Origin of the sequence: Sorangium sp. So ce131 (assembly GCF_051519095.1) — a bacterium.
Taxonomy (GTDB): Bacteria; Myxococcota_A; Polyangia; order Polyangiales; family Polyangiaceae; genus Sorangium.
Map to the genome: position 1 here is coordinate 6,008,472 of NZ_CP150455.1, position 25,293 is coordinate 6,033,764.

A 25,293-nucleotide genomic window follows, 5' to 3' on the forward strand; every position below is an offset into this window, starting at 1 on the left:
GCCCTTTGCGTGTCGGATTCGAGCGTTTCGCCCGGTCGCTCGGGCAGCCTTACCTTGAGCAGGCCCAGGTCTGCCGGAGGCTCGGCGTCCATGGCGCTTGAGGAGGGCGACGGCCCGACCCGGGTCATGAGCGACACGGAGCGGCAGGCCGCGCTTGCCGCCGTTCGCGGCGCGGCGGTACCCCAGTCGGCCGTGGAGACGGTGCGCCCGCCTCCCCCGCCCCCAGGGAACGCCGGGGCGGTACCTCAGTCGGCCGTGGAGACGGTGCGCCCGCCTCCCGCGCCCGCAGTGAGCGCGAGCGCGAGCGCGAGCGCCACGGCGACCCCGGTGGTCCCCGCGGTGCTCCCGGTGAGCGCCGCGGCGATGCAGGTCGGGACCGCCGACACGGTGCGTCCTCCCCCGTCCGTCGGGGGTGCGACGGGTGAAGGGCCGCTGGAGCCGGATCCGCTCGTCGGTACGACCGTGGCGGGCGCCTACGTCGTCACGCGCCTCCTCGGGGAGGGCGGCATGGGCCGCGTCTACGAGACGCAGCACACCCGCATCCCGGGGAAGCGGTTCGCTCTGAAGACGCTCCACGCCGACCTCGCCCAGCACCCGACCGTGCTCGCGCGCTTCCAGCGCGAGGCGGAGGCGGTGGCGTCGGTCCGCAGCCCGCACATCGTCGAGATCTTCGACGTGAACCGGCTGAGCGACGGGCGGCCGTGCATCATCACCGAGTACCTGGAGGGCCAGGGGCTCGGCGATCTGCTCGCGGCGGCGCCGGGAGGACGGCTGCCCGCGGGCGCGGCGGTGCGGCTCGCGCGGCAGGTCTGCGACGGCCTCGCGGCGGCGCACGCGCTGGGCATCGTGCACCGGGACATCAAGCCGGAGAACATCTTCCTCACCGGCGATCCCGCGTGCCCGACGGTGAAGATCCTCGATTTCGGCATCTCGAAGACGTCCGAGCCCTCCGCGCTGACGAGGACGGGCATGGTGCTCGGGACGCCCGCCTACATGCCCCCGGAGCAGGCCAAGGGGGAGCAGACCGATCTCCGGACCGACGTCTATGCGGTCGGGGCCGTCCTCTACCACGCCTTGACCGGGCAGCGCCCCTTCGAGCGCAAGGACCCGACGTCGCTCCTCCTCGCGGTCATGACGGAGGAGCCGCGGCCACTGCGGGCCCTGGCCCCGGAGGTCCCGCCGGGGCTGGAGATCGTCGTCCAGCGCGCCATGGCGAAGGATCCATCGGCCCGCCACCCGTCGATGAGCGAGCTCGCCCGCGACCTCGCGCCGTACGAGGAAGCGGCCGCGCCCGCGCCCCCGCCGAGCGCGCGCGCCACGCTCGCGCGCTCGTCCGTCGTGCTCGGGCGGCCCTACGCGCTCTCGCACGCCCTCGGGCTGCCGGCGTCGGCGGCGTCCGAGGCGTACCTGACGCGGCAGATGGTCTTCCTCTCGGCGAGCCTCGGCCTGGGGTGGCTCGGCGCAGGCCTCGTCAGCAGCCTCGCCGGCCTCGCGCGCGCGGCGCGGAGCGACGCCGGGGCGCTGTCGGGCCAGGGCGCCGCGCTGCTCACGTTCGGGATCCTGTGCGCCCTGTTCGGCGTCGGGCTGCTCGGCGGCTTCTACGTCTTCCGGCACATCTGGCGGGACGACGCCAGGTTGAGCGCGCTCGCGCCGCGGCTCTCGACGCCCGTCGTGCTCGCCCTGGTCGCCTACGGCGCCGCGTCGCTGCTCGTGCGGTTCCTCGAGGCCGTGGTCCTGCAGCGCGCCATCGGCATCGCCTGGCCGGTCTGGGACGCATTGCTCTTCTTCATCAGCGTGGGCGCCGCGATCGCGGCCGCCGCCTACCAGCACTGGCGGGAACCTCGGTGACGGGCCCGCGGCCGGGCCGCGCGACGCCGACCATGGGCCGCGGCCCGGGCCTGTGTTAGGGGGAGCGGACCATGCCAGCGCAGGCGTCCGGGCCGCGTCCCAGCCGTGCCAGCACCCCTGACCGACCGGGCTCCCTTCCGGGCACAGGCGGCGCGCTGCCGGGCGGGCGCGCCTCGCTCCCCGCCGGGAGCGCCTCGCTTCCGCGCGCGGCCATGCTGACCTCGGCGCCGCCCGCGGCGCGCTGGCTGATCACGGGCGCGGCCGCCTCCACGGCGCTCGTGATCGCCGCCGCCCTGCTGCGCGACGACGCGTCGCTCGACGCGCTCGAGGCGGCCACGCGGGCCGAGCACGCCGCGCCGGCGGACTCCGCGCCCCGCCGGCCGGTCGAGGCGCCCCCGCGCGACGCGGCCCCCGAAGGCGAGCTCGCCACGGCGAAGGCGCGCGGCGTCATCGCGCTGGAGCCCCTCGCCGCGCGTTACCCGAAGGATCCGGCGGTCTTCCGGGCCCTGATGGAGCGCCACGCGCTCCCGCCGCCCTACCACGCCGCCGCGCTCGCGGCGGCGACGCGGCTCCTGGAGCTCGATCCCGGGGCGGCGGGCGACGACGACGTGCAGCGCGTCGTCTCGGGCGCCGCCGCCGGTCCCCCCGAGGTGGCGTCGGCCGCGCTCGAGCTGATGGCGAGCGGCATGGGGAGCCGCGGGCCGGACCTCCTCTACGATCTCGCGGTGGGCAGCTCGGCGCTGAAGGAGCGCGCCGCGCGGCGGCTCGGGGAGGCCGCGGTCCTGGAGAAGGCGACACCCGCGCTGCGCATCGCGCACGAGCTCCGCGTCTCCCCGTCGTGCAAGGCGCGGCAGGCGCTGCTCCAGCGCGCCGCGACGGAGGGCGACCGGCGCGCGATCGACGTCCTCTCGCCGCTCATCGTCGGCAAGAGCAAGGGGTGCGGCTTCTTCGGCACGAGCCGCTGCCCGGCGCCGTGCGCCTCGATCGCGGGCGAGATCAAGCAGACCATCCAGGCGATCGAGGCGCGCGCGGTCAGCGATCCGCCGGCGCCCGGGGCGGCCGAGGCGCCGCCGGATCGCTGACCGCGCGCGCCGCTTTCGTTGACCAACGGTTGCGCGGGTGGGAGCTTTGCCATAACAGGGCTCAGCTCATGCAATCACCTGCTCTCCCGTGGTCGCCGGATTCATGGCGTGACCGTCCCAACGCAGCGCCCCTCCCCTACGAGGACGCCGAGGCCGTCGCGGCCGTCGTGGAGAGGCTCCGGGCGCTGCCGCCGCTCGTGACGTCGTGGGAGGTCGAGCGGCTCAAAGGTCATCTGGCCCAGGCGCAGCTCGGCCGCCGCTTCGTGCTGCAGGGGGGCGATTGCGCGGAGACGCTCGACGACTGCCGCCCGAACATCGTCACGAACAAACTCAAGATCCTCCTCCAGATGTCGCTCGTGCTGGTGCACGGCGCCCGCAAGCCGGTGGTGCGCCTCGGGCGCTTCGCCGGCCAGTACGCCAAGCCGCGATCCAGCCCGGTCGAGACGCGGGACGGGGTGAGCCTGCCGAGTTATTTCGGGGATCTCATCAACCGGGCGCCCTTCGACGCCGCCGCGCGCCGACCCGACCCGAGCCTGATGGTGACCGGGTACCAGCACGCGGCGCTCACCCTGAATTTCATCCGTTCCCTGTCGGAGGGCGGGTTCGCCGATCTGCACCACCCGGAATACTGGGACCTCAGCTTCCTCGAGCGCGCGGATCTCCCCGGCGAGCTGCGCGAGCGGTACCAGCGCATGACCGATCAGGTCGGCGAGGCGCTCCGGTTCATGGAGGCGCTCGCCGAGGTCCCCGTCGGGGAGCTGTCTCGGGTCGAGTTCTTCACCAGCCACGAGGGGCTCAACCTTCACTACGAGGCCGCGCAGACGCGGAAGGTCGCGCGCCGCCCGGGCTTCTACGACCTGACGACCCACCTCCCCTGGATCGGCGAGCGCACCCGTCAGCCCGACGGCGCGCACGTCGAGTTCTTCAGCGGCGTCCAGAACCCGGTGGGCATCAAGCTCGGCCCGAAGACGGTCCCCGGCGAGTTGCTCCGCCTGCTCGAGCGGCTGAACCCCACGGACGAGCCGGGCAAGATCGTGCTCATCGTGCGCATGGGCGCGGGCCGCGTGCGCGAGGGGCTCCCGCCGCTCGTCGAGGCGGTGCGCGCGGCGGGGCGCAAGGTGCTCTGGATGTCCGACCCGATGCACGGCAACACCCAGACGACGTCCAGCGGGATCAAGACCCGGAACTTCGAGGACATCCTCGCCGAGATCGAGGCCAGCTTCGAGGTGCACGAGGCGCTCGGCTCCCACCTCGGCGGCGTCCACTTCGAGCTCACGGGCGACGACGTCACCGAGTGCATCGGGGCGGGCCTCACCGAGGGCGATCTCGACCGGCGCTACGCGAGCCTGTGTGATCCCAGGCTCAACTACCGCCAGTCGCTGGAGATGGCCTTCCGCATCGCCCACCGCATGGCCGAGTCCTCGCGGCGACGTTAGGGCTGCTCGACGCCGGGACACCGCCCCTCCCCGCTCCCCGACAACGAAAACGAAGAAGGGGAGACGCAGCGAGACGGCGCGGAGAGACGAGGCGCTCTCTGCGCTGTCGCTCCGCGCCCCCGCGCCCCCGCGCCGCCGCTGCCGGCCGCCCAGCAGGGTCTCCAGGGAGGCGCCAAGGCAGGAAGATCATGAGGGTTTCCCCGCCTTCCCGCCTCCCTGTTCCCGGGGCGGCGCGGCCTGCCCCGCAGGTCCTCTTTTCCATCGCCCGGCGCAGAGGCGGAATCGACCGATGTTGACGATGGGCGCGCTCATCGCCCCGCGCTCCAAAGCAGGAGACGCCTGCTGGTGTTCCGTCGCGCTCCACCCCACGAATCACCGCGGGGGTAATTCGCCATGCACACCATCTCGATTCAACAGGGTGAGAGCCGACAGGGGGAGGAGCGCTCGACGACGGAGACCTCGTCCGGAGCGCAGCGCGCCTCCGGTCCGACGCTGCTCGAGTATTTCCTGCCGGAAGCCGACATCGTCGCGAACTACCAGACCGTGGTGATGGCGACGCCGCAGGCGACCTACGCCGCGCTGAAGAGCGTGGATTTCGCGCAGAGCCGCTCGATCGTGCTGCGCGCGCTCCTGGCGCTCCGCGTCGCCGACGTGCGCCGCGCCCGGCGGCAGCTCGGCCTCGCGCCGCTGCCCGCGCCCGCGCGGGTGTCGCTCGAGAACGTCGAGGACTACGGCCAGATCAAGCTGGCCGAGAAGGAAGGCTCCGAGATCGTGGTCGGCGCCATCGCGCGCCCGATGCATACGACGAGCCTGTTCGTGCACCGGACGCCCGCCGAGTTCAAGGCGTTCGATTGCCCCGGGTACGTCAAGGGGGCGGGGAGCTACGTCGTGACGCCGCACGGCGAGCGGCGGACGATGCTCTCGTACGAGGTGCGGATCCGGGCGACGGACACGCCGACGCGGCAGCAGCTGTTCCTCTGGAACACGCTGACCGCGCCCCTCATGACGTTCGCCGGCAACCAGATCGTCCGCCACGTGAAGCGGGTCGCCGAGCGGCAATGCGCCGCGCACGCGCACGCGCACGGGCACTCGCACGGGCACTCGCACGGGCAGCACCAGGCGACGTAGCGCCCCTCCCCGGGACGAGCGCCTCCGGCCCGGCGGCGGCGGCGGCGGCGCTCGTCCCGGCAGCTCCTCCCCTCTGGTGACCCGTAGCGGCGGCGCAGGGCTCACGCCTTGCGCCGCCGCGCTCGTTCGTTCACGCTTGCCGGCGAAGGAGGCCCGCCATGCGCCCGATTGCATCGACGAGCCTCGGTCTGACGCGCCGCTGAGCGCGCCAGCGAGGCTCATCCCCCGAGATCATCTCGCGTGTCGCAGGAACTGCGCGGCCGACGCGTAGGTGTGTCGCCGCGCCCTCGGGAGCATGGCATGGGCAAAGATCGTTTGCGGAGCCGCGACGCCGCGCGCTCCGTCGTGGATGCAGGTTCGTTGTTCGGTGGGACGGCGGCGCGGAAGGCGCAGCGCAAGGAGCGCCAGCTCTGCCGTCAGGTGCAGGAGGCGGTGAGCGAGGCGCTCTCCGCGCTCCGCGATGAGGTCTTGCAGGACGTCTGGGTGGTGGAGGTGGCGCCGGCGCCCGACGCGGGCCGGCTCGCGGTGATCGTGCAGGTCGGGCCCTCGGCGCCTCCGGACGAGGCGGCGGCGCGGCTGGAGAAGGTCGCGGGCTACCTGCGATCGGAGGTGGCGGGGGCGATCACGCGCAAGCGCGCGCCGACGCTCGTGTTCCAGGTCCTGCCGCCGGAGGGGGAGCCGTGAGCGCGCGCATCGCCACGTGGCTCCCCGACGGCGCGAGCGCCGAGGCCCGCGCCGTGCTCGCGCGGATCGCGCGGCTCGCGCAGACCGAGGACGTCGCGCACGTCGCCGTGATGCCCGACGCGCACGTCGCCGACGACGTCTGCGTGGGCACGGTGACGGCCACGACCCGCCGCCTCCTCCCGGCCGCGGTCGGCGGCGACATCGGCTGCGGCATGGTCGCGGCGCGGCTCCGCGCGGACGCCGATCTGCTCGCGGATCGCGATCGCGCGGCGCGGCTGCTCGCCGGGCTGTACCGCCGCGTCCCGCACCTCGTGCACCCGTCCGGGAGCGCCCCGCCGCTGCCGGACGAGCTCCTCGCGGCGCCGCTCGGCGCGCCCGCGCTCGAGGCGATGAAGCGCCGCGAGGGCCGGACCGAGCTCGGCACGCTCGGCCGAGGCAACCACTTCCTCGAGGTGCAGCGCGACGACGAGGGCGCGCTGTGGCTGCTCCTCCACAGCGGCTCGCGCGCCATGGGCCCGGCGATCCGGCAGCACCACGAGGCGCTCGGGGCGCGGGATCCGTCGGGCCTCCGCTTCCTCGACGCGGACAGCGACGCCGGGCGCACCTACCTCGACGACGTCGCGTGGGCCGCCGGGTACGCGCGGGCGAGCCGCGCGCGCATGGTGGCCGAGGTCGAGGCGCTCCTCGCGGAGCTGTTCGGCGTCGAGCTCGACGCCTCGCCGCGCATCGAGGTCGACCACAACCACGTCCGCCGCGAGGAGCACGGCGGGCGGGCGCTCTGGGTGCACCGCAAGGGCGCCATGGGGCTCCGCGAGGGCGCGCTGGGCGTCGTGCCCGGCTCGATGGGGAGCCCGAGCTTCCACGTCGAGGGGCGCGGCGCCGAGGGCGCGCTGGGATCGTCGGCGCACGGCGCCGGGCGCGCGCTGCCGCGCGGCGAGGCGCGCCGGCGCATCGGCGCGCGGCGGCTCTTGCGGGAGGCCGAGGGCGTGTGGTTCGACCACCGCCTCGCCGACCGGCTGCGCGACGAGGCGCCGTCGGCCTACAAGGACATCGGCGCGGTCATGCGGGCGCAGCGCGACCTCGTGCGCGTCGTCCGCCGGCTCTCGCCGGTGCTCGTCTACAAGGCCGCCTGAGCGGGCCGCGGGCCGCGGGCCGCGCGCCACGCGCCACGCGCCACGCGCCACGCGCCACGCGCCACGCGCCACGCCGACGACGGGCCCGGCGCGGCCTGCGCTCACGGGCGGTCCAGGGTGACGACCGGCGACGTCCACGTCTCCCAGTGCGCGGCGTTGCCCGGATCCCCCAGCGCCTTGAGCACGCGGAGCGTGATCCGGTACTCGCCGTCCGGGACCACCAGAGGCCTCCGGTCGAGCGTGGTCCTGCCCTTCCACGCGTAGCGCGCGGCCGCCGTCGGCGACGCGCTCTGCCCGACGCGGGACAGCGAGAGCGCCTGCCCCCACGGCTTCGCCGTGGCGGCCTCGGCGACCTCCAGGATCAGCCGCTCCGCGCCGTGATCGAGGTGGACGACCACGTAGGGGACGTCGTCCGCGGCCATCGTGTAGGTCGCGCCGCTCGGCTCGGGGGTCATGCGCGTCCCGCTCAGCTTGCCGAGCCACGGGGCCGCTTGCCCCGACGTGCCGAGGACGGGAACGCGCTGGTAGTCGCCCTTGAACCCCGCGTACGGCACCCGGAGCGCGCCGGCCTCCGAGCCGCCGCGCGGGGTGAACACGAGGTACCCGCCGAACAGGCTGCCGTCCGCGAGCGCATCGTTCGCCGTGATCGTCACGGAGACGGCGGCGCTCCCGCGCGCGGGCACGGTGACGCTCGGGGCGCCGAAGTCGACGCGCGCGGCGCCGGTCGTCGCGCTCCTCGGCGCCCAGTGATCGCCGCCGGTCGCGGACGCCGCGGGCGCGTGCGACAGGTCGTAGGTGACGTCGCCGCCGCTCGAGTTCTCGAGCGTCAGCGTCCGCGCGGCGGGCCCGGCCTCGCTCTCCCCGAGCGCCAGCTTGCCGGGGGTGATGACGGTGGTCGCCCGGATCGCCCGGTCGATGCGGATCAGCCCTGCGCCCTGCCGGTGCGTGCCCTCGGGCACCCCGGAGCCCGGATCGCCGCCCCAGGGCGCGGGGACGGCGGTGTTCTGCAGGACGTCGCGCACGCGCCGCGCGGGGAGCTCCGGGCGCGCGCCGAGCAGCAGCGCGACGGCGCCGGCCACGTGGGGCGCCGCCATCGACGTGCCGCTGAGCGCGTCGTAGGCGCCGAGCTCGAGCGGCACGGTCGCGTAGATCCCGCCGCCCGGCGCGGCCACGTCGGGCTTGAAGGTGAGCGCCGCGCTCAGGCCGTGCGAGCTGAAGCCGGAGAGCAGGCCCGCGGTGCCCACCCGGGTGGCCACGGCCCGATCGGTCCAGCGGTGGGTCACCGGGCCCGCGTCGAGGCGCGCGTGGAGGAGCTGGCCGTCGGCCTGCGTGATCCCCACGACCGGGATGGTGATCGGATCGCCGGAGTCCACCGACGGGGACAGCTCCCCGGGCCGGTCGTTGTGGAACACGACCCCGACCGCGCCCGCGGCCTGCGCGTGCGCGGCCTTGTCGTGGAACGAGCACCCCCCGCGCCGGATCAGCGCGATCGCGCCCGCGAGGCTGCCCGCGGGGAGCGCGCCGCAGGCGTCGCGCGCGCTGGCCAGCGTCCCGGTGCGCGCGAGCGGGGCGCTCCCCGAGAGCGGCGCGGGCGGGCCTCCGACCGCGCGCATGTACCCCACCGCGGCGCCGCCGGGCGCGACGGCGAACGACAGGCGGGTGACGCGGGAGTTGTCGACGGACGCGGTGCCGATGACCGCGTCGCCGACGCCGGGCGCGCCCGCGGCCCACAGCCCCTTCTCCCCGCTGTTGCCGATCGAGGCGACGACGACGACGCCCCGGGCGACGAGCGCGTTCGCGGCGGCCGCCGTGGGGTACTCGGGCCACTGGAACGGCGAGCCGATGCTGATGTTGACCACGTGCATGCCGTCGTCCGCGGCCCGCTCCAGGGCCTTGACGATGATGTCGGCGCGCGAGCCGCCGCGGCAGCCGAACACGCGGTACGCGCCGAAGGTCACGTCCGGCGCGACGCCCTGCACGACCCCGCTCGCGCCGATGATGCCGGCGACGTGGGTGCCGTGGCCCAGGCAATCGTCGGGATCCCCGTCGGGCGCGGGCTGGACGCTCGCGTCGCTGGCGACGAAGTCGTCTCCGACGAAATCGTAGCCGAACGCGACCCGGCAGCCCGGCCCGAAGCAGCCGCCGAGATCGGGGTGGTGGTAATCGATGCCGCTGTCGATCACGCCGACGCGGACGTCCTCGCCGGTCACGCCGAGCTCCCGGCGCACGACGTCCGCGCCCGACATATCCCCGGCGACCTCGAGGTCCGGCTCCAACGGCGCGGCCGCGCGCGTCATGTCGAGGGTGAGCGGCACGACGGGGTAGACGGCCTTGACCCCGGGCATGTCGGCCAGCGCCTCGGCGCCCTCGCGCCCGACGCGGACGGAGAGCCCGTTCCAGAGCTCCTCGAACGAGAAGCGCTGCCTGTACCGGAGCCCGCGCAGCGCGGCCGCGCGCCGGAAGAGCTGGCGTTGCTCCCGGAGGAGCGTGTCTTTGCCCTGGCCGCCCCGGGCGTCCGGCGCGCGCTCGAACTCCACGAACCAGAGCTCCGTCTGCTCCTCCGGCGCGAAGGTCGCCTCGCCGGGCGCCGGGCTCTCCGGAGGAGCGTTGTCCTGCCCCGACTCCTTGTCTCCGGGATCTCCGCTGCATCCTGAAAGGACGACGCAGAGGCAGGTCAGGCTGAACCAGCGCACACGAGTTCTCATGAGCACCTTTCCGCGTGCTGGGGTGTCGCTTCAGCCAGGTTCGATGACGCTCGGGCGCGAGCGGCGCGGGAACGCCGCGCGAGGGGCGAGGGCGGCGTGGACGTGAGGCGCGCTCGCGACCCCGCGCGGCGCGGCCCCACGTTGCCGGTCCCCGCGCGCTCGACTAGCGTGGCGCGGCTCCCCGGCGCGAGGGCGCTCGCCGCCGCCCGGGCGCGGACGCAGGATGACGCTCGTCGAAGACGCCCTCTTTTCGCTGCACCACCGCCTCGTCCACGTGCCGCGCGTGGACCGCGTCGCTCGGGCGCTCGCCGCGCAGGTGGGCCGCGCCGCGTCGCTGCTCGACGTGGGCGCGGGCGACGGCACGGTCGCGCTCGCGGTCGCTCGTCGGGTGGGCGCGCCGCGCGTGGTGGGCGTGGACGTGAAGGCGCGGCCCGGCGCGGCGCTGCCGGTCATCCCCTACGACGGCGAGCGCCTCCCCTTCCCCGACGGCGCCTTCGAGGCGGTGCTCCTCTCCGACGTGCTGCACCACTGCGCGCGCCCCGGCGCGCTGCTCGCCGAGGCGCTCCGGGTCGCCTCGCGCGTGGTCGCGCTCAAGGACCACTTCCGGTTCGGCCCGCTCTCCGAGAAAATTCTCCTCTGGATGGACCTTGCCGGCAACGCCGCGCCGGGCGTCGAGGTGCGGGGGACCTACTTCACGCCGGGCGAGCTCGTCGCGCTCGTGCACGGCGCCGGCGGGCGCATCACCGGCCTCGAGTGGCCGCTGCGCATCCACGACCTGCCGTTCCGCCTGGTGACGCAGGATCGCCTGCAGTTCGCGGCGCGGGTCGAGCGCCTGACCGCGGCGGGGGGCGGGCGATGACGGCGCTCCGGTCGTTCGTCGTCGGCGGCGCCGGCTTCATCGGGAGCCACCTCGCCGATCGCCTCGTCGAGCGCGGCCCCGTCACGCTCTACGACAACCTCTCGGTCGGGCGCCGCGTGTTCGTCGCGCCGCACCTCGACGCGGGGCGCGCGACGCTCGTCGAGGCGGACGCGCTCGACCTCGATCGGCTCACCGAGGCCATGGCGGGCCACGACCTCGTCGTGCACCTCGCGGCCAACCCGGAGGCGCGCTGGGGCCTCGAGCGGACGCGGCTCGACCTCGAGCAGGGGACGATCGCCACGTACAACGTGCTCGAGGCGATGCGGCGCGCGGGGGTCCGCCGGCTCATCTTCTCGTCCTCCGGGACGGTCTACGGCGACACGCCGCAACGGAGCGCGGAGGGCGACCTCGGCGCCCTGCCGATCTCGCTGTACGGCGCGAGCAAGCTCGCGGGCGAGGCGCTCATCAGCGCCTACGTCGAGTGCTTCGGGCTCACGGCGTGGATCTACCGCTTCGGCAACGTGGTCGGCCCCCGCGGGACCCACGGCGCGGCGCTCGACTTCCTGAAGAAGCTGCGCGACCGGCGGACGGAGCTCGAGGTGCTCGGAGATGGCCGTCAGTCCAAGCCCTACCTCGATGTACGGGACTGCGCGGACGGCATCCTGTTCGGGTTCGATCACGCCGGAGAGCGGCTCAACATCTACAACCTCGCGCCGGAGGACACGACGAGCGTCGCGCGCATCGCGGAGCTCTGCGTCGCCGCGTCGCCCTACCCGGACGCGGTGATCCGGTACCGGGGCGGCGAGCGTGGGTGGCCCGGCGACGTGCCGCGATCGCGCATGGATCCGGGCAAGCTCGCGGCGCTCGGGTTCCGCGTGCGGCACACGAGCGACGAGGCGGTGAGGATCGCGGTGGAGGCGCTGGCGAGCGAGGTGTTCGGCGGCACCGCGGCGGCGTGAAGCGCGCCGCGCGCGGTGTCGGCGCCGCGCGCATCGTGTAGGCTCCGCCCATGGCTGAGCTCACCCTCTATCTCGGAAACAGGTCCTATTCGTCGTGGTCGCTCCGGGCGTGGCTCGTCCTCAGGCAGGCCGGCGTCGCGTTCGACGAGGTGGTGATCCCGCTCCGGGGGCCTGGCCAGCGCGTGCCGGAGATCCAGCGCCATTCCCCTTCGGGCAAGGTGCCGGCCCTGCAGCACGGATCGCTCACGATCTGGGAGTCGCTCGCGATCGCCGAGTACGCGGCCGAGAGCTTCCCCGAGGCGAGGCTCTGGCCGGAGGCGCTCACCGCGCGCGCGGTCGCGCGGGCGGTGAGCGCCGAGATGGCGAGCGGCTTCGGCGCGCTCCGGAGCGCGCTGCCGATGAACGTGCGGCGGAAGATCCAGGGCGTGGCCCTCACGGACGCGGCGTCGCAGGACGTCGCGCGCGTCCAGACCATCTGGAACGACTGCCGGTCTCGCTTCGGCCAGGGGGGCGAGTTCCTGTTCGGGCGCTTCACCATCGCGGACGCGATGTACGCCCCCGTGGCGACGCGGTTCGACACCTACGGCGTCGAGCTCGACGAGGTCTCCCGGCGCTACGCCGCGTCGATCCTGGCGTTCCCCGCGATGCAGGAGTGGATCGCGAAGGCCAAGGAGGAGACGCAGATCATCGAGGCGTACGAGGCGATCGGCGTCGTGGGGAAGTAGCGTCGAGATCCGCGAACACCTGACCTGAGGCGAAGAACCCGAGATGCCCCACGAACTCGACCTGATCTTGACGCTCACCGGCGGGCTCACCGCGGCGCTCGCGCTCGGCTTTCTGACCCAGCGCGTGAGGCTGTCGCCGATCGTGGGGTACCTGCTGGCCGGGATCCTCGTCGGCCCCTTCACGCCAGGGTTCGTGGCGCACAAGGGGCTCGCCGATCAGCTCGCGGAGATCGGGGTGATCCTGCTGATGTTCGGGGTCGGCCTCCAGTTCCACGTCCGCGAGCTCCTCGCGGTGCGGAAGGTCGCGGTGCCGGGCGCGCTGATCCAGATCGCCGTCGCGACCGCGCTCGGGGTGCTCGTCGGCCGCGCCGCGGGCTGGACGTGGGCCGCGACGGTCGTCTTCGGCATCGCCATCTCGGTGGCGAGCACCGTCGTGCTCACGCGCGTCCTGAGCGACAGCCACGTCCTGCACACCCCCGCTGGCCACCTCGCCGTGGGCTGGCTCGTGCTCGAGGACGTCTTCACCGTGCTCGTGCTCGTGCTGCTCCCCGTGCTCATCGGAGGCGACGCGGACGCGGGCGCGGCGGGCGTCGCCCTGTCCCTCGGGATCGCGCTCCTGAAGCTCGCCGGGCTCGTGGCCTTCACCTTCATCGTCGGCCAGCGCGTCATCCCCAAGCTGCTCGGGTACGTGGCGAAGACGGGCTCGCGGGAGCTCTTCACGCTGACGGTGCTCGTCGTCGCGCTCGGCGTCGCCGTGGGCTCGGCGAAGCTCTTCGGGTCGTCCATGGCGCTCGGCGCCTTCCTGGGCGGCCTGGTCGTCGGCCAGTCCGACTTCAGCTCGCGCGCCGCCTCCGAGGCGCTCCCGATGCGCGACGCGTTCGCCGTGCTGTTCTTCGTCTCGGTGGGCATGCTGCTCGACCCGGGGCAGCTCGCCTCGAGCTGGAAGATCGCCGCGGCGACCCTCGCCGTGGTGGTGATCGGCAAGCCGCTCGCCGCGGTGGCGGTGGTGCTGCTGCTCCGCCGCCCCTTCCAGACGGCCTTCGCCGTCGGCATCTCGCTCGCGCAGATCGGGGAGTTCTCGTTCATCCTCGCGACGCTCGGCCGGCAGCTCGGCGTCATGCCCGACGAGGCCTCGCAGGTGCTCGTCGTCACGTCGATCGTGTCGATCACGGTGAACCCGCTGCTCTTCGGCGTCCGGGACCGCCTCGCGCGGTGGGCGTCGTCGCTCTTCGCGCGCCGGGCCGCGGCCGCGGCGGGCGAAGGCGCGGAGGCCGCTCCGCCGGACGAGAGCGCCCACCGCACCGTCGTCGTCGGCTACGGCCCCGTCGGCCGCACGCTGACGCGGCTCCTCCGGGAGAACGGCATCGAGCCGACCGTGGTCGAGCTCAACCTCGACACGGTGAAGCAGCTCCAGGGCCAGGGCGTCCGCGCGATCTACGGGGACGCGACGCAGCGGGAGATCCTCGATCGCGCCGGGATCACGGCGGCGGACAGCCTGCTGTTCACGTCGGCGGGCGCGTCCGGCGACGCCGTGATCGAGCAGGCCAAGGGCATGAACGCGAAGCTGTTCATCCTCGCGCGCGCGTTCTACCTGCGCGAGGTGGCCGCGCTGAAGAGGGCGGGCGCCGACGTGGTCGTGACCGGCGAGGCGGAGGTCGCGTTCGCGATGACCGAGCGCCTGCTCGTGCGGCTCGGCGCGACGGGCGAGCAGGTGGAGCGCGAGCGCGAGCGCGTCCGCGGCGAGCTCTTCGACGCGCAGGCGTGAGGGCGCGGCGCTCGTGGCCGCGCGGCGCGGCGGCGGCGCGGCGCGGGCACGAGCGCCGCGGCCCGGCTCAACGCTCCTTGCCGAGCCAGGTCACGCCGCCGACGACCAGGAGCAGGCCGACGGCCTGCTGCCACGTGAACGGCTCGCCCAGGATGACCCAGGAGAACGCGATCGTGAGCACCGGGCCGAGCGTCGAGAACGTCGCGGCGCGCCCGGCGCCGAGGCGCTGGATCGCCGCCGAGAGGAGGACGATGGGGAGCACCGTGCTGATCGTACCCATCGCGGCCGCGTGGACCCACACCGAGGCCGGGAGCTCGCCGAGCTGCGAGGGCCGCGCCACCGCCGCGTAGTGCGCCAGCACCATCACGCACGACGCTCCCCCGCCGTACGCGGCGAGGCGCGTCGACCCGACCCTGGGGGCGAGCTTGCCGACGCCGAGGTAATAGAGCGCGTACGTGACGGAGCTCGCGAACACCCACGCCGCGCCGATCGCGACCGCGCGCACGTCGCCGGACTGCTCGAGATCGTGCCACACGGCCGCCGCGAGGCCGAGGTAACAGACCGCCAGCGCCCCCCACGCCCCGGTCCGCACGGGCTGCTTGAGCCAGAGCGCGCCGATCAGGAGGACCAGCGTCGGGTACACGAAGAGGATCAGCCGCTCGAGGCCCGCGCTGATGTACGACAGCCCGATGAAATCGAACAGGCTCGACAGGTAATAGCCAAGAAACCCGACGAGCAACACGCCGCCCCAGAGGCGCGGCGTGAGCGGCTCGGGCGGCGCGCCGCGCTCGCGGCGGGCGAGCCAGAGGAAGAACGGCAGCGCGATGCCCATCCGCAGCGCGAGCAGCGAGAGCGGGTCGATCGGGTGGGCGGCGTAGGCGAGCTTCACGAAGATCGCCTTGAGCGCGAAAGTCGCCGCGGAGAGGACGGCGAAGGTCCGGCCGTCGTCGAGCAGGGGAATCCGGGGTCGGTCAGCCAAGGTGTGTAATCCCTCGCGAGGGGACAAGGACGTCGTCTCGCTTCCTCACGCGCAAGCGCGGCGCCGCTCAGGGCACCTCGCCGTCGCCCGCGCCCCGCGCCGCCGCTCGCGGCGCGGGCCGGAGGGCCGGACGACAGGGCAGCTGGCCATCGTTACGCGAGCGGGCGCTCGTTTGTCATCATGTCATCCCACGGGGCGCTCTCGGCTTGAAGGAGACGGAATCCACGTAGAGCACGCTCCCCTGGCTTTCCAGCGGCCCGGGCACGGAGCCTGTCGGATCTCGTCGGATCGGCCCACGCCCGGCGGAATGCTTGGGCTAAGCTCGGCCTTTCCCATGACCTCCCCGGCTGGCCCAGGCACCGAGGCGCGCGCCCCGATCGCGCTCGCCCCCACCCCGGGCGGCGCGCCGCCGCGGCGCCGGCGCGCGCCGATCGCGCCGGAGCCCTCCGGGGTGCACCAGCTCGGCGGCTCCTTCCTGGAGATCGCCGCCACGGTGGGCGGCATGGCCGTGCTCGCGGGCCAGATCGCCGCGCGCGTGGCCACGCTCCGCTTCGACGGCGCGGAGTTCATGCGCAACCTCTACCGGATGGGCGTCAAGTCGATGCCCATCGTCGTCGTGACCGCCCTCTTCACCGGCGCGATCATGGTCATCCAGGCGGCGCCGCTCGTCGAGCGCTTCGGCGCGCACGGCCTGCTCGGCTGGGGCGCCGGCTTCGGCACGCTCCGCGAGATCGCCCCGCTGCTCACCGCGCTCATGATCAACGGCCGCGTCGGCGCCAACAACACCGCCGAGCTCGGCACCATGGTCGTCACCGAGCAGATCGACGCGCTGCGCGTCCTCGCGATCGACCCGGTGAGCTTCCTCATCGCCCCCCGCTTCCTCGCCATGGTGCTGACGCTGCTCATCTCGGCGATCTTCGCCGACGCGCTCGCCCTGCTCGGCGCCGCGTTCACGGGCGATCTGCTGCTCGGCGTCGCGCCGGCCGTCTTCTACAACGGCCTCACGAGCGGCCTGCTCGGCATCGGCGACGTCATGAACGGCCTCGTCAAGAGCGTCGTCTTCGGCGTCGTCCTCGCGCTCTCGAGCTGCCAGTACGGCCTGCGCGTGACCGGGGGCGCCCCCGGCGTCGGCCGCGCCGTCAACGCGACCGTCGTCGCCTCGGCCGCCGGCATCTTCATCCTCGACTACTTCGTGTCGTTCACGCTCGAGTGACGAGCGAGTGACGACGATCGACGGACGCCCCACCGACACACGCCCGCGCATGCCCTCCTCCGACAAGAGCCTCCTCGATCGCGCGAGCGCCGGCCCCCCCGAGAGCGGCCTGCGGGAGGCCGCGCCCGAGCTCTCCCCCGTCGGGGCCCTCGGCGCCGGGGCGCTGTCGCTGCTCCGGTCGGCGCGCGAGCTCTATTCCGTGTTCGTGAGGACCCTTTACTACTGCGTGAACGGCCGCCGCGAGCCGGGCGCGGTGCTCGCGCAGATGTACGAGATCGGCAACAAGTCGCTCTTCTTCCTCACGGTCGTCATGGGCTTCATCGGGATGATCATGGTCTACCAGGCCGGCCAGCAGACGAAGCGCGTCATCCCGGATCTCACCATGCTCGGCGCGACCTACCTCGAGCTGCTCGTGCGCGATCTCGCGGCGTCCATCGGCGCGCTGATGCTCGCCACGCGCGTCGGCGCGGGCATCGCCGCCGAGATCGGCTCCATGGTCGTCACCGAGCAGGTCGACGCGCTCCGCATGAGCGCGGCCGATCCGATCGACTACCTCATCAAGCCCCGCTTCATCGCGAGCCTCTTCATGACCACGTGCCTCATCGTCTGGGGCGCCGCGGTCGCCTTCACCGCCGGCATGATCACCGCGTACAGCATGTTCGACGTGAGCTTCGAGACGTTCCTCAACGTGCGCCTCGTCGACGCCGGCGACCTCGCGACCGGCCTCGCGAAGTGCGTCGCCTACGGCGCCGCGATCCCGATCGTCTCCGGCCACTCCGGGCTCTCGACCTTCGGCGGCAGCGAGGGCGTCGGCTGGGCGACGACGCGGGCGGTCGTGAACTCCTCGCTCGCGGTCATCGTGCTGAACATGCTGATCTCCGCGGCCGCCTTCCTGATCTTCCGCTAGCCCGCGCCTCAGGGCCCCTGTCTCAGGGCCGCTGACCGCCGCCGCGCGTCACTCGATCGGCCCCTCGGCGCGCCCGGTGATGAACTGCTGCACGATGGGATCCTCCGAGCGCTCGAACGCGGCGCGGTCGCCGATCAGGCGGACGAGCCCCTGGTAGAGCATCACGATGCGGTCGGCGATCGTGAAGATGCTGACGAGGTCGTGGCTCACGACGATGCTCGTCACGCCGAGCGCGTCGCTGAGCTCGCGGATCAGCTTGTCGACGCGCCGCGCGCTCACCGGGTCGAGGCTCGTGGTCGGCTCGTCGAAGAGGACGTAGCGCGGCTCGAGCGTGAGCGCGCGGGCGATCGCGACGCGCTTGCGCATGCCGTCGCCGAGCTCCGGCGGGAAGCGGTCCGCGAACTCGCGCATCTGCACCTGCTCGAGCCGCCGCCGCGCCTCCGCGAGCGCCTCCTTCGGCTTGAGCCCCTTGTGCTTGCGCAGCGGGAGCGCGACGTTCTCGGCGCACGTCATCGAGTCGAACAGCGTCGAGTGCTGGAACACCATCGCGCACTTCATGCGCACCGGGTACATCCGCGCCTCGTCGAAGCGGCTCACCTCCTCGCCGTCCAGCCAGATCTCCCCGCCGTCAGGGGACATGAGCCCCACGAGGTGCTTGATCAGCACGCTCTTTCCGACCCCCGACTGACCGATGATGAAGAACACCTCGCCATCGTTCACGTCGAACGAGACATCCCGGAGGACCTCTTTGGGTCCAAAGGATTTCCTGACATTCCGGAAAGAAATCATCGGCGATTCCGGTGCAAAAGTGGCTGCGTCAAGGCAAGTACTGCGCGCAGCGTCGTGGCCTGCGTGGGAGATACTGCGCTGCGACAAGCACGTCGCGGCCCATTTCCTTCACCTCCCCACCGCCAGATCGGAGAAGATGACAGTCCCATGGCAAGCCCGCGGTCGATCGAGGTCAAGGTCGGGATCCTCATCCTTACGGCGATCGGGCTCCTGGCCACGTTCATCCTCGTGATGGGTGGGGTCAACTTCCAGCCGAAGTACTCCATCTACGTCGAGTTCGACAACCCGGGCGGCCTCCAGAGCGGGGCGCCGGTGAAGATCGCCGGCGTGGAGGTCGGCAAGCTCAGCGAGATCCGCTTCCGCGGCGGCCAGCTCGGCGGCGACGGCCGGCGCGAGCCGCTCGTGCGGCTGGAGGTGCGCCTCGAGAAGCGGTACCAGGAGAGCATCCACGACAACGCCACGTTCTACGTCACGACGCAGGGCGTGCTCGGCGAGCAGTTCCTCGCCATCGAGCCCGGCTCGAGCGATCGGCCGGTGCTGCCCGAGGAGGCGGTCGTCCGGGGGCTCGACCCGCCGCGCCTCGACATGCTGCTCGCCGAGGGCTACGAGCTGCTGCACGCGACCGTCTCCGCGATGCGCGAGCACCGGGCGCAGGTCGGCGAGGCGTTCGACGGGCTGACGAAGACGCTGAAGGGCACCGGCGAGTTCATGCACAGAAACCAGGATCGGCTCGATCGCATCGCCGAGAACCTGGAGCAGATGAGCCTCGACGGGACCGACCTGGTGAAGGACGCCCGGCAGAAGTACGTGAACAACCCGCAGATCGACCGGATCCTCGCGAACGCCGATCAGCTGAGCGGCACGGCCGCGCGCGATCTGCCGCCGCTCATGGCGGACGCGCGCGAGACGCTGGCGAACGCGCGCCGGCTCTCGGCCACCGTCGGCGGCGAGACGGAGCAGGCCAAGATCAAGAAGACGCTCGACGACATCGCCGAGATCGCCGGCAGGGCGAGGTCGGCGACCGCCGACGCCCAGGAGGTCCTCGCCCACGTGAAGCGCGGCAAGGGCACGGTGGGCGCGCTCGTCATGGACGAGCAGCTGTTCGACGACCTCCAGGAGCTCGCGCGCGACCTCAAGCACAACCCCTGGAAGTTCTTCTGGCGCGAGTGACCGCCGGGGCGCGTGCGCCTCGCCCGGCCAGCGCGCCGCGCGGCCGAAGCGCACGCGCGCCGGAGCCCGACCAGCGCGCCGCGCGCGCGGCGCCCGAGGACCCGCGGCCGGGCCGCGGGAGACTCGGCGCTCAGCCCAGCCTGACCAGCGGGTCGCCTTCCTTCACCGCTGCGCCCTCGGTGACGAGGATCTCCTCCACCACGCCTTCGTCTTCCGCCTCGACGGGCATCTCCATCTTCATGGACTCGAGGATGGCGACCACGGTCCCCTCGTCGACCTGGTCGCCCACCTTGACCTCGATCTTCCAGACCGTTCCGGTGATATGCGCGCTGATGACCTTTGCCATGGGCGCGCGACGCTACCGGAGAGCCACCCAGAATCCAACGGAGCCGTAGCGCATCCCCGCGCGGGGTCGCGGCGCAGGAGGCTCCATCGGGCGATTCCTGGCCGGTCATGCCCCGGGCGCCCTCGCCTGCGGCACAGACCGCCCGGCGCGGGTGCACGGCCAGAGCGAGGTGCGGAGGTGAGGTGCGAGACGCGGCATCGGCGGAAGGACGGACCGGCGAGGAAGGGACCAGGCGCGGCGATTTCCCCTGGTACCCGCGGAGTCCCACGGCGATAATCCGATGAGCGGCCCCGTGCATCCTCGGCCCGTCGACGAGCACGGAGGTCGCGAATAATTGCGTGGAAGTCGCTCTGCGGGTCACAATCCGCCTGCCTGGTGGGGCGGCCTGCAGGTTCTCCGTACTCCCTGGTAGCCAAAACCGCACGCGCTCGATCGAAGGAGCCACGAGGTCATGTCGGAACAGAAGGAAAGCTCGGTCCTGTTCTCGCTCAAGGAGCTGATGAACCTCGAGGAGGATCGCATCAAGACCGAAGAGGCGCAGAAGGCCGCGGCCGCAGCCGCAGCCGAGAAGGCCCGGGTCGAGGCGGAGCGCGCCGCCCGGGAGGCCGAGGAGCTGCGCATCCGCACCGAGGAAGAGCGACGCCGCAACGAGGAGCGGCGCGCCCGCGAGGAGGCCGCGCGGCTCGAGGCGATCCGGCAGGCCGAGATCGAGAAGGCGCGGCTCGAGGCCGAGCAGCAGGCGCGCCTCGCGGCCATGGCCGCGCAGCAGCAGCACGAGCGGTCGCTCGCCGCGCTGCAGCAGGACGAGTCGAAGTCGCGGCTGCGCAAGATCCTCATCGGCGTCGTCGCCGGCGTCGTGGTCCTCGGCAGCGTCTCTGGCATCGCGATCTACAACACGATCCAGAAGAACGAGCAGGAGCGCATGATCCAGGAGGCCCGCGCGCGCGAGGCCGAGGAGCAGGTCAAGAAGCTGGAGGCCGCGCGCAAGGAGTCCGAGGCCAAGGAGGCCGAGCTCCGGCGGCAGCTGGAGAGCGCGAAGGACGAGTCGACGCGGCTCGCCCTCCAGAAGCAGCTCGAGGCCGAGCAAGCCAAGCAGGAGCAGCTGCGCCGCGGCGGCGGCGGAGCGAGGCCGGCCGGCGGCGCGCCGGCGGGCGGCGGCGGCACGAAGGCGCCCTGCAACTGCGCCCCTGGCGATCCGCTCTGCAGCTGCCTCTGACGGACACGGGACCCACCGCATGGCACACCCCAGCTCCGTCAGGCAGAGAACGAGCCTGGGCGGCAGCTCCCTGGACGAGGCGCGTCGGCGCCTCGTCTTCCCCCTCGACTACGCGACCCTCGACGAGGCCAGCGACGCGGCGGGCCGCGTCGCGCCGTCGGTCGGCGTGCTCAAGGTGGGGCTGGAGCTGTTCGTCCGTGAGGGACCGCGCGCGGTCGAGATCGGCAAGGCGCTCGGGCTCGACGTCTTCCTCGATCTGAAGCTGCACGACATCCCCGAGACGGTGGGCCGCGCGGTCGCGGGCGCGGCCGCGCTCGGCGTCCGTTACCTCACGGTGCACGCGGCGGGCGGCGAGGCGATGCTGCGGCGCGCGGCCCAGGAGGCGGCGCGCTCCCAGGAGCTGATCCTGCTCGCCGTCACCGTGCTCACGTCGCTCGACGACGGCGATCTCGCCGCGCAGGGCGTCCAGGCGAGCGCGTCGGAGCACGCGGTCCGGCTGGCGCAGCTCGCGCGCGGCGCGGGCATCCACGGCTTCGTCGCGTCGCCCAAGGAGGTGCCGGTGCTGCGGCAGGCGCTCGGGAAGAGCGAGCTCCTCGTGACGCCGGGGATCCGACCCGGCGCCGGCTCGGACGGCGCGAGCGGCGACGATCAGAAGCGCATCGCCACGCCCTCGGCCGCGATCTCGGCCGGCGCCGATCTCCTGGTGGTCGGCCGGCCGATCCGCGACGCGGCGGACCCGCTCGCGGCGGCGCGCGCGGTCGTCCAGGAGATCGCGCACACGCTCCACCCCCCCCGCTGACGTGGCACGGCTCGTCTACGGTTTGCAGCCGGTCCGGGAGGCGATCCGCGCCCACGGCGCCGGCGTCGGCTGGGTGCTCGTCCAGCGCGACGGGGGCCCGAAGCTCGACGCGCTCGCGCGCCTCGCCGAGGGCCAGGGTATCCCCACGGAGCGCGCGCCGCGCGGCGAGCTCGATCGCCGCAGCGCGGGCGGCCGCCACCAGGGGGCGGTCGCCTCGGCGCCGGAGCTCCGGATCGTCGGGGTCGACGCGATCCCGGTCGCCGACGAGGGCCAGCCCGGCGGCGGGTCGATCACGGTGGCCCTCGACGGCGTGATGGACCCGCAGAACTTCGGCGCGGTGATCCGCAGCGCCGTCGCCCTCGGCGCCCGGGCGATCCTGTGGCCCGAGCACAGCTCGGCGCCGCTGACCCCGGCGACGTTCCGGGCCTCCGCGGGCGCGATCGAGCACGCGACGCTGTGCCGCGTCCGCTCGCTGCCCGACGCCCTCGAGGCCCTCACCGCCCGCGGCGTCACCGCGATCGCGCTCGACGCCCAGGGCCCGACCGAGCTCGGCGAGCTGCCCCTCTCCGGCCCCGTCGCCATCGTCATCGGCGCCGAGGACAAGGGCACGCGCCGCTCGGTCCGCCGCGCCTGCCAGCATGTGGCCCGCCTTCCCATGACCGGGCCCATTGCCTCATTGAACGCCTCGGTCGCCGGCGCGATCGCGCTCTACGAAGTCGTACGGCAACGCCGTAGGTCGATTCCGTAGTCACCACCAAATCTTCAGCCAGTTCGACCACTTAGAGCCGAAGGCTCACGTGGGTTCGAGCGCCCTTCCCATTGCTGAACATGCAGACAGCAAGATGGCCGATTCAATCCATTCAATGGATCGACCTCGAGAATCCACAGCCCCCCCAAAAAGTTGAGGAGCTGCCGATAGTTACCCCTGTGGACTCATCCTTCTCTCCGCGGTTGCGCGGAATGGCTCGAGGGATGGTTCAAGAACGGAGGAGATCCCCGTAAGCGGCCGGATTGCTTCAGCTTCCGGCTGGAAGTGATCGGAGGCGGGCGAGGACGCGGGCCACGCGGCGCGCGGCCTCGGCGAGGTCGGCCTCGGTCGTCTCCTCGCCGAGCGAGATCCGCACGGCGGACGCCGCGCGTTCGGGGCCGAGCATCGCCGTGAGGACCGGCGACGGCTCGGCGGTCCCGGCGCTGCAGGCCGAGCCGCTGGAGACGGCGACGCCCTCGAGGTCGAGCGCGGCGCAGAGCTCGTCGCCGCGCCAGCCGGGCCAGGAGAGGTTCGCGACGTGGGGGGCGCGCGGGCCCTCGCCGTTGCGGAGCGGCGCGACGCCCGCCGCGCGGCCGAGGGCGAGGAGCTCCGCCTCGAGGCGGTCGCGGAGCGGCCCGAGCGCCGCGTAGCGGGCGGGGGCGCTGGCCGCGCGCTCGGCGGCCACGGCGAAGCCGGCGGCGGCGAGCGGGTCCTGCGTGCCAGGGCGCAGGCCGCGCTCCTGGGCGCCGCCGAGCAGGACGGGCCGGAGCCGGATGCCCGGGCGCACGGCGAGGGCCCCGATCCCCTTGGGGCCCCGGATCTTGTGGGCGGCGATCGACACGAGATCCGCCCCGGCCCACGCCTCCTCCGGCAGGCGCCCGACCGCCTGCACGGCGTCGACGTGGAGGCGCGCGCCGCGGTCGTGCGCGAGCGCGGCCGCCTCGGCGACCGGCTGGAGGACGCCCGTCTCGTGGTTGACCGCCTGGAGGCTCACGAGCCGCACGGGCGCGACGGCCGCGGCCCGGTCCATGGCGGCCGCGAGCGCCTCGGGGGCGACGCGGCCCGACGGCTCGGGATCGACCCAGGCGACGTGCACACCGCGGGCGGCGAGCCCCTCCGCGGCGCGGGTGACGGAAGGGTGCTCGAGGCGCGAGACGACGAGCGCACCCGCCGCGCCGTTCAGGTCGCCGAACGCGTGCCAGAGCGCGAGGTTGTTCGCCTCGGTCCCGCCCGAGGTGAACGTCACGTCGCGCGCGTCGAAGCCGGTCAGCCGGGCGACCGCCTCGCGCGCCCGCTCGATGAAGGCGCGCGCCCGCCGCCCTGGGCCGTGGACGCTCGCGGGGTTGGCCCAGGCCACCTCGGCGGCGGCCTGCATGGCCGCCAGCACCTCGGGGTGCGGCGGCGTCGTGGCGTTCCAGTCGAGGTAGATGGCGCGGGCGGCCGGGGGCATCAGAGGGACGAGGGGTCGGCCGGCGGCGTCGAGGGGGGATCGAGCCGGCCCGGCGAGCTGCCGTCGTCCTGGAGGGGTGCCCGGCGGGCGACGGTCAGGTAGAACGCGGCCCCGGTGAGCGTCTCGCCCTCGATGACCTCGTTGCTGGGCGACACCACCCGCACGTCGCCGCCGAGCCCGCGCGCGGTGCGCCGGGCGATCGCCAGGCCGACGCCGACGCCGCCGTAGGCGCGCGTGGCCGAGCCGTCGACCTGGTAGAACGGCTCGAAGATGCGCGGCTGGCGGTCGGGGCGGACCCCGGGCCCGGTGTCGGCGACGCAGAGCTCGTAGTGGCCCGATTGCAGCACGGTGACCCGCACGCCCGCGGTGCCGCCGGCCGGGGTGAACTTCGCCGCGTTCTCGAAGAGCTGGATCATCGCGCGCTGGAGGCGGCCGGCGTCGCCCCACGCGGGCAGCGGGCCGCGCGGCAGGTCCTCGACGAGCTGCACCTTCCCCTCGGCGAAGCGGTCGGCCACCTGGGCGAGGGCGCGCCGCGTGGTGTCGAGGAAGTCGTACTCCGAGTGCATGAAGCGCATCCGGCCCGTCTCGATGCCGGTCACGTCGAGGAGGTTGTCGATGAGCGAGCGGAGCCTGCGGACGCAGTCCTCCATCGCGAGCAGCGCCTTCTTCTGCGCCTTGTTGAGCGGCCCGAGCTCCTCGTCCGCGAGCAGCTTCACGTACCCGACGATCGGGGTCATCGGGGTCGCGAGCTCGTGCGAGATGTTGCGGTAGAACTCGGTGCGCGCGGCGTCGAGCTCGCGGAGCCGGGCGTTGGCGCGCGAGAGCTCGGCGACCTTCTGCTCGAGGTGGGCGACGATGCGCTGGCTCTGCTCGCGCAGCCGGAGCGGCCCCTGCGAGGCGGGGAGCTCCTCGCGCGCGCCGCTCAGGTACCGGCCGATGACCGCCGAGAAGGAGCGCGCGTCGATCGGCTTCTGGAGGAACCCGTCGCAGCCGACGGCGAGGCTCGTGTCCCGGTCGCCCTCGGCGGTGATCGCGACGATGGGGACGCCCGCGAGCGACGCCTCGCCCCGCAGGCGCAGGGTGACCTCGAACCCGTCGAGGCCCGGGATGTTCAGGTCGACGAGCACGAGGTCGGGGCGCTGCGTGCAGGCGAGGCGCACCCCTTCGAGCCCGTCGGCCGCCTCGAGGACCTCATGGCCGGCGCTCTGGAGCAGCTTGCGGACGAGCAGGCGGTTCGCGGGGTCGTCCTCGATATGAAGGATCTTCGACATGGGCTCTGGCGTCATACTAGTCACGATCCGCAAGGGTCAGGCACGTTCTAGGCGACTTTCCTCCGCGTTCGACCCTTCGCG

General features: G+C 73.5%; 22 protein-coding genes. 16 read left to right on the forward strand and 6 right to left on the reverse strand.

The features are described from left to right. The first annotated feature begins 90 nt into the window (after positions 1–90). The 6 genes from WMF43_RS21760 to WMF43_RS21785 all read left to right on the forward strand — a co-directional run bounded on the left by WMF43_RS21760 (position 91) and on the right by WMF43_RS21785 (position 7,311). Positions 91–1,848, forward strand: coding sequence for a serine/threonine-protein kinase (locus tag WMF43_RS21760; protein ID WP_437682973.1), 1,758 nt, complete (start codon positions 91–93; stop codon positions 1,846–1,848). A 212-nt stretch (positions 1,849–2,060) separates the two neighbouring features. Beyond that, entirely contained in the window at positions 2,061–2,930 is an 870-nt protein-coding gene (locus WMF43_RS21765; protein ID WP_437682975.1) for a hypothetical protein, read from the forward strand. A gap of 68 nt (positions 2,931–2,998) precedes the next feature. Beyond that, entirely contained in the window at positions 2,999–4,366 is a 1,368-nt protein-coding gene (locus WMF43_RS21770) for a 3-deoxy-7-phosphoheptulonate synthase class II (protein WP_437682977.1), read from the forward strand. Between the two features lie 393 nt (positions 4,367–4,759). Continuing rightward, positions 4,760–5,494 (forward strand): hypothetical protein, encoded by a 735-nt coding sequence (locus tag WMF43_RS21775; protein ID WP_437682979.1) that lies wholly within the window; start codon positions 4,760–4,762, stop codon positions 5,492–5,494. Between the two features lie 300 nt (positions 5,495–5,794). After that, positions 5,795–6,178, forward strand: coding sequence for a ribosome-binding factor A (locus WMF43_RS21780; protein WP_437682980.1), 384 nt, complete (start codon positions 5,795–5,797; stop codon positions 6,176–6,178). Then, positions 6,175–7,311, forward strand: coding sequence for an RtcB family protein (locus tag WMF43_RS21785; RefSeq protein ID WP_437682982.1), 1,137 nt, complete (start codon positions 6,175–6,177; stop codon positions 7,309–7,311). The genes WMF43_RS21780 and WMF43_RS21785 overlap by 4 nt, the downstream gene beginning before the upstream one ends. Before the next feature lie 101 nt (positions 7,312–7,412). Here WMF43_RS21785 and WMF43_RS21790 read toward each other — a convergent pair whose 3' ends face one another. Then, on the reverse strand, positions 7,413–10,016 hold the full coding sequence (locus WMF43_RS21790; RefSeq protein ID WP_437682984.1) for a S8 family serine peptidase: 2,604 nt from the start codon (positions 10,014–10,016) through the stop codon (positions 7,413–7,415). Positions 10,017–10,239: 223 nt separating this feature from the next. Here WMF43_RS21790 and WMF43_RS21795 point away from each other — a divergent pair, with 223 nt between their 5' ends. Genes WMF43_RS21795 through WMF43_RS21810 form a run of 4 tightly spaced genes read left to right on the forward strand, consistent with a single transcriptional unit; the run spans position 10,240 to position 14,324 of the window. Beyond that, on the forward strand, positions 10,240–10,875 hold the full coding sequence (locus tag WMF43_RS21795) for a class I SAM-dependent methyltransferase (protein WP_437682985.1): 636 nt from the start codon (positions 10,240–10,242) through the stop codon (positions 10,873–10,875). After that, entirely contained in the window at positions 10,872–11,834 is a 963-nt protein-coding gene (locus tag WMF43_RS21800) for an NAD-dependent epimerase/dehydratase family protein (RefSeq protein WP_437682987.1), read from the forward strand. Before WMF43_RS21795 ends, WMF43_RS21800 begins: the two co-directional genes overlap by 4 nt. A gap of 50 nt (positions 11,835–11,884) precedes the next feature. Beyond that, positions 11,885–12,559: a glutathione S-transferase N-terminal domain-containing protein gene (locus WMF43_RS21805; protein WP_437682988.1), complete on the forward strand. Its 675-nt coding sequence runs from the start codon at positions 11,885–11,887 to the stop codon at positions 12,557–12,559. Between the two features lie 43 nt (positions 12,560–12,602). Beyond that, entirely contained in the window at positions 12,603–14,324 is a 1,722-nt protein-coding gene (locus WMF43_RS21810) for a cation:proton antiporter (RefSeq protein ID WP_437682990.1), read from the forward strand. A gap of 67 nt (positions 14,325–14,391) precedes the next feature. Here the strand turns inward: WMF43_RS21810 and WMF43_RS21815 are convergent, their stop codons facing one another. Continuing rightward, positions 14,392–15,303: a DMT family transporter gene (locus WMF43_RS21815; RefSeq protein ID WP_437682991.1), complete on the reverse strand. Its 912-nt coding sequence runs from the start codon at positions 15,301–15,303 to the stop codon at positions 14,392–14,394. Between the two features lie 334 nt (positions 15,304–15,637). Here WMF43_RS21815 and WMF43_RS21820 point away from each other — a divergent pair, with 334 nt between their 5' ends. Together WMF43_RS21820 and WMF43_RS21825 are read left to right on the forward strand one after the other, a co-directional pair. Continuing rightward, on the forward strand, positions 15,638–16,516 hold the full coding sequence (locus WMF43_RS21820) for an MlaE family ABC transporter permease (RefSeq protein ID WP_437682993.1): 879 nt from the start codon (positions 15,638–15,640) through the stop codon (positions 16,514–16,516). Positions 16,517–16,523: 7 nt separating this feature from the next. Further along, positions 16,524–17,423 carry an MlaE family ABC transporter permease gene (locus tag WMF43_RS21825; RefSeq protein WP_437682995.1) on the forward strand — a complete coding sequence of 300 codons (900 nt, stop codon included), beginning with the start codon at positions 16,524–16,526 and terminating at the stop codon, positions 17,421–17,423. 48 nt (positions 17,424–17,471) lie between these two features. Here WMF43_RS21825 and WMF43_RS21830 read toward each other — a convergent pair whose 3' ends face one another. After that, complete coding sequence (locus WMF43_RS21830; protein ID WP_437682997.1) at positions 17,472–18,212, reverse strand: ABC transporter ATP-binding protein; 741 nt, start codon at positions 18,210–18,212, stop codon at positions 17,472–17,474. 147 nt (positions 18,213–18,359) lie between these two features. On the opposite strand from WMF43_RS21830, the gene WMF43_RS21835 reads away from it, so the two are divergent. Continuing rightward, entirely contained in the window at positions 18,360–19,382 is a 1,023-nt protein-coding gene (locus WMF43_RS21835) for an MlaD family protein (protein ID WP_437682999.1), read from the forward strand. Between the two features lie 130 nt (positions 19,383–19,512). Here the strand turns inward: WMF43_RS21835 and WMF43_RS21840 are convergent, their stop codons facing one another. Then, positions 19,513–19,728, reverse strand: a complete 216-nt coding sequence (locus tag WMF43_RS21840; RefSeq protein WP_437683001.1) for an acetyl-CoA carboxylase biotin carboxyl carrier protein subunit — start codon at positions 19,726–19,728, stop codon at positions 19,513–19,515. A 451-nt stretch (positions 19,729–20,179) separates the two neighbouring features. Between WMF43_RS21840 and WMF43_RS21845 the strand changes: the two genes are divergently transcribed. Genes WMF43_RS21845 through WMF43_RS21855 form a run of 3 tightly spaced genes read left to right on the forward strand, consistent with a single transcriptional unit; the run spans position 20,180 to position 22,491 of the window. Next, the gene (locus tag WMF43_RS21845) at positions 20,180–20,944 is read left to right on the forward strand and encodes a hypothetical protein (RefSeq protein WP_437683003.1); all 765 of its coding nucleotides are present in this window, start codon (positions 20,180–20,182) and stop codon (positions 20,942–20,944) included. 19 nt (positions 20,945–20,963) lie between these two features. Next, complete coding sequence (gene pyrF, locus WMF43_RS21850) at positions 20,964–21,743, forward strand: orotidine-5'-phosphate decarboxylase (protein WP_437683005.1); 780 nt, start codon at positions 20,964–20,966, stop codon at positions 21,741–21,743. A gap of 1 nt (position 21,744) precedes the next feature. Continuing rightward, entirely contained in the window at positions 21,745–22,491 is a 747-nt protein-coding gene (locus WMF43_RS21855; protein ID WP_437683007.1) for a TrmH family RNA methyltransferase, read from the forward strand. A 268-nt stretch (positions 22,492–22,759) separates the two neighbouring features. Here WMF43_RS21855 and WMF43_RS21860 read toward each other — a convergent pair whose 3' ends face one another. Together WMF43_RS21860 and WMF43_RS21865 are read right to left on the reverse strand one after the other, a co-directional pair. Continuing rightward, entirely contained in the window at positions 22,760–23,941 is a 1,182-nt protein-coding gene (locus tag WMF43_RS21860; protein ID WP_437683009.1) for a cysteine desulfurase family protein, read from the reverse strand. Further along, a complete protein-coding gene (locus tag WMF43_RS21865) occupies positions 23,941–25,212 on the reverse strand; it encodes a hybrid sensor histidine kinase/response regulator (protein ID WP_437683011.1) in 1,272 nt (423 codons plus the stop codon). Before WMF43_RS21865 ends, WMF43_RS21860 begins: the two co-directional genes overlap by 1 nt. Positions 25,213–25,293 lie beyond the last annotated feature (81 nt).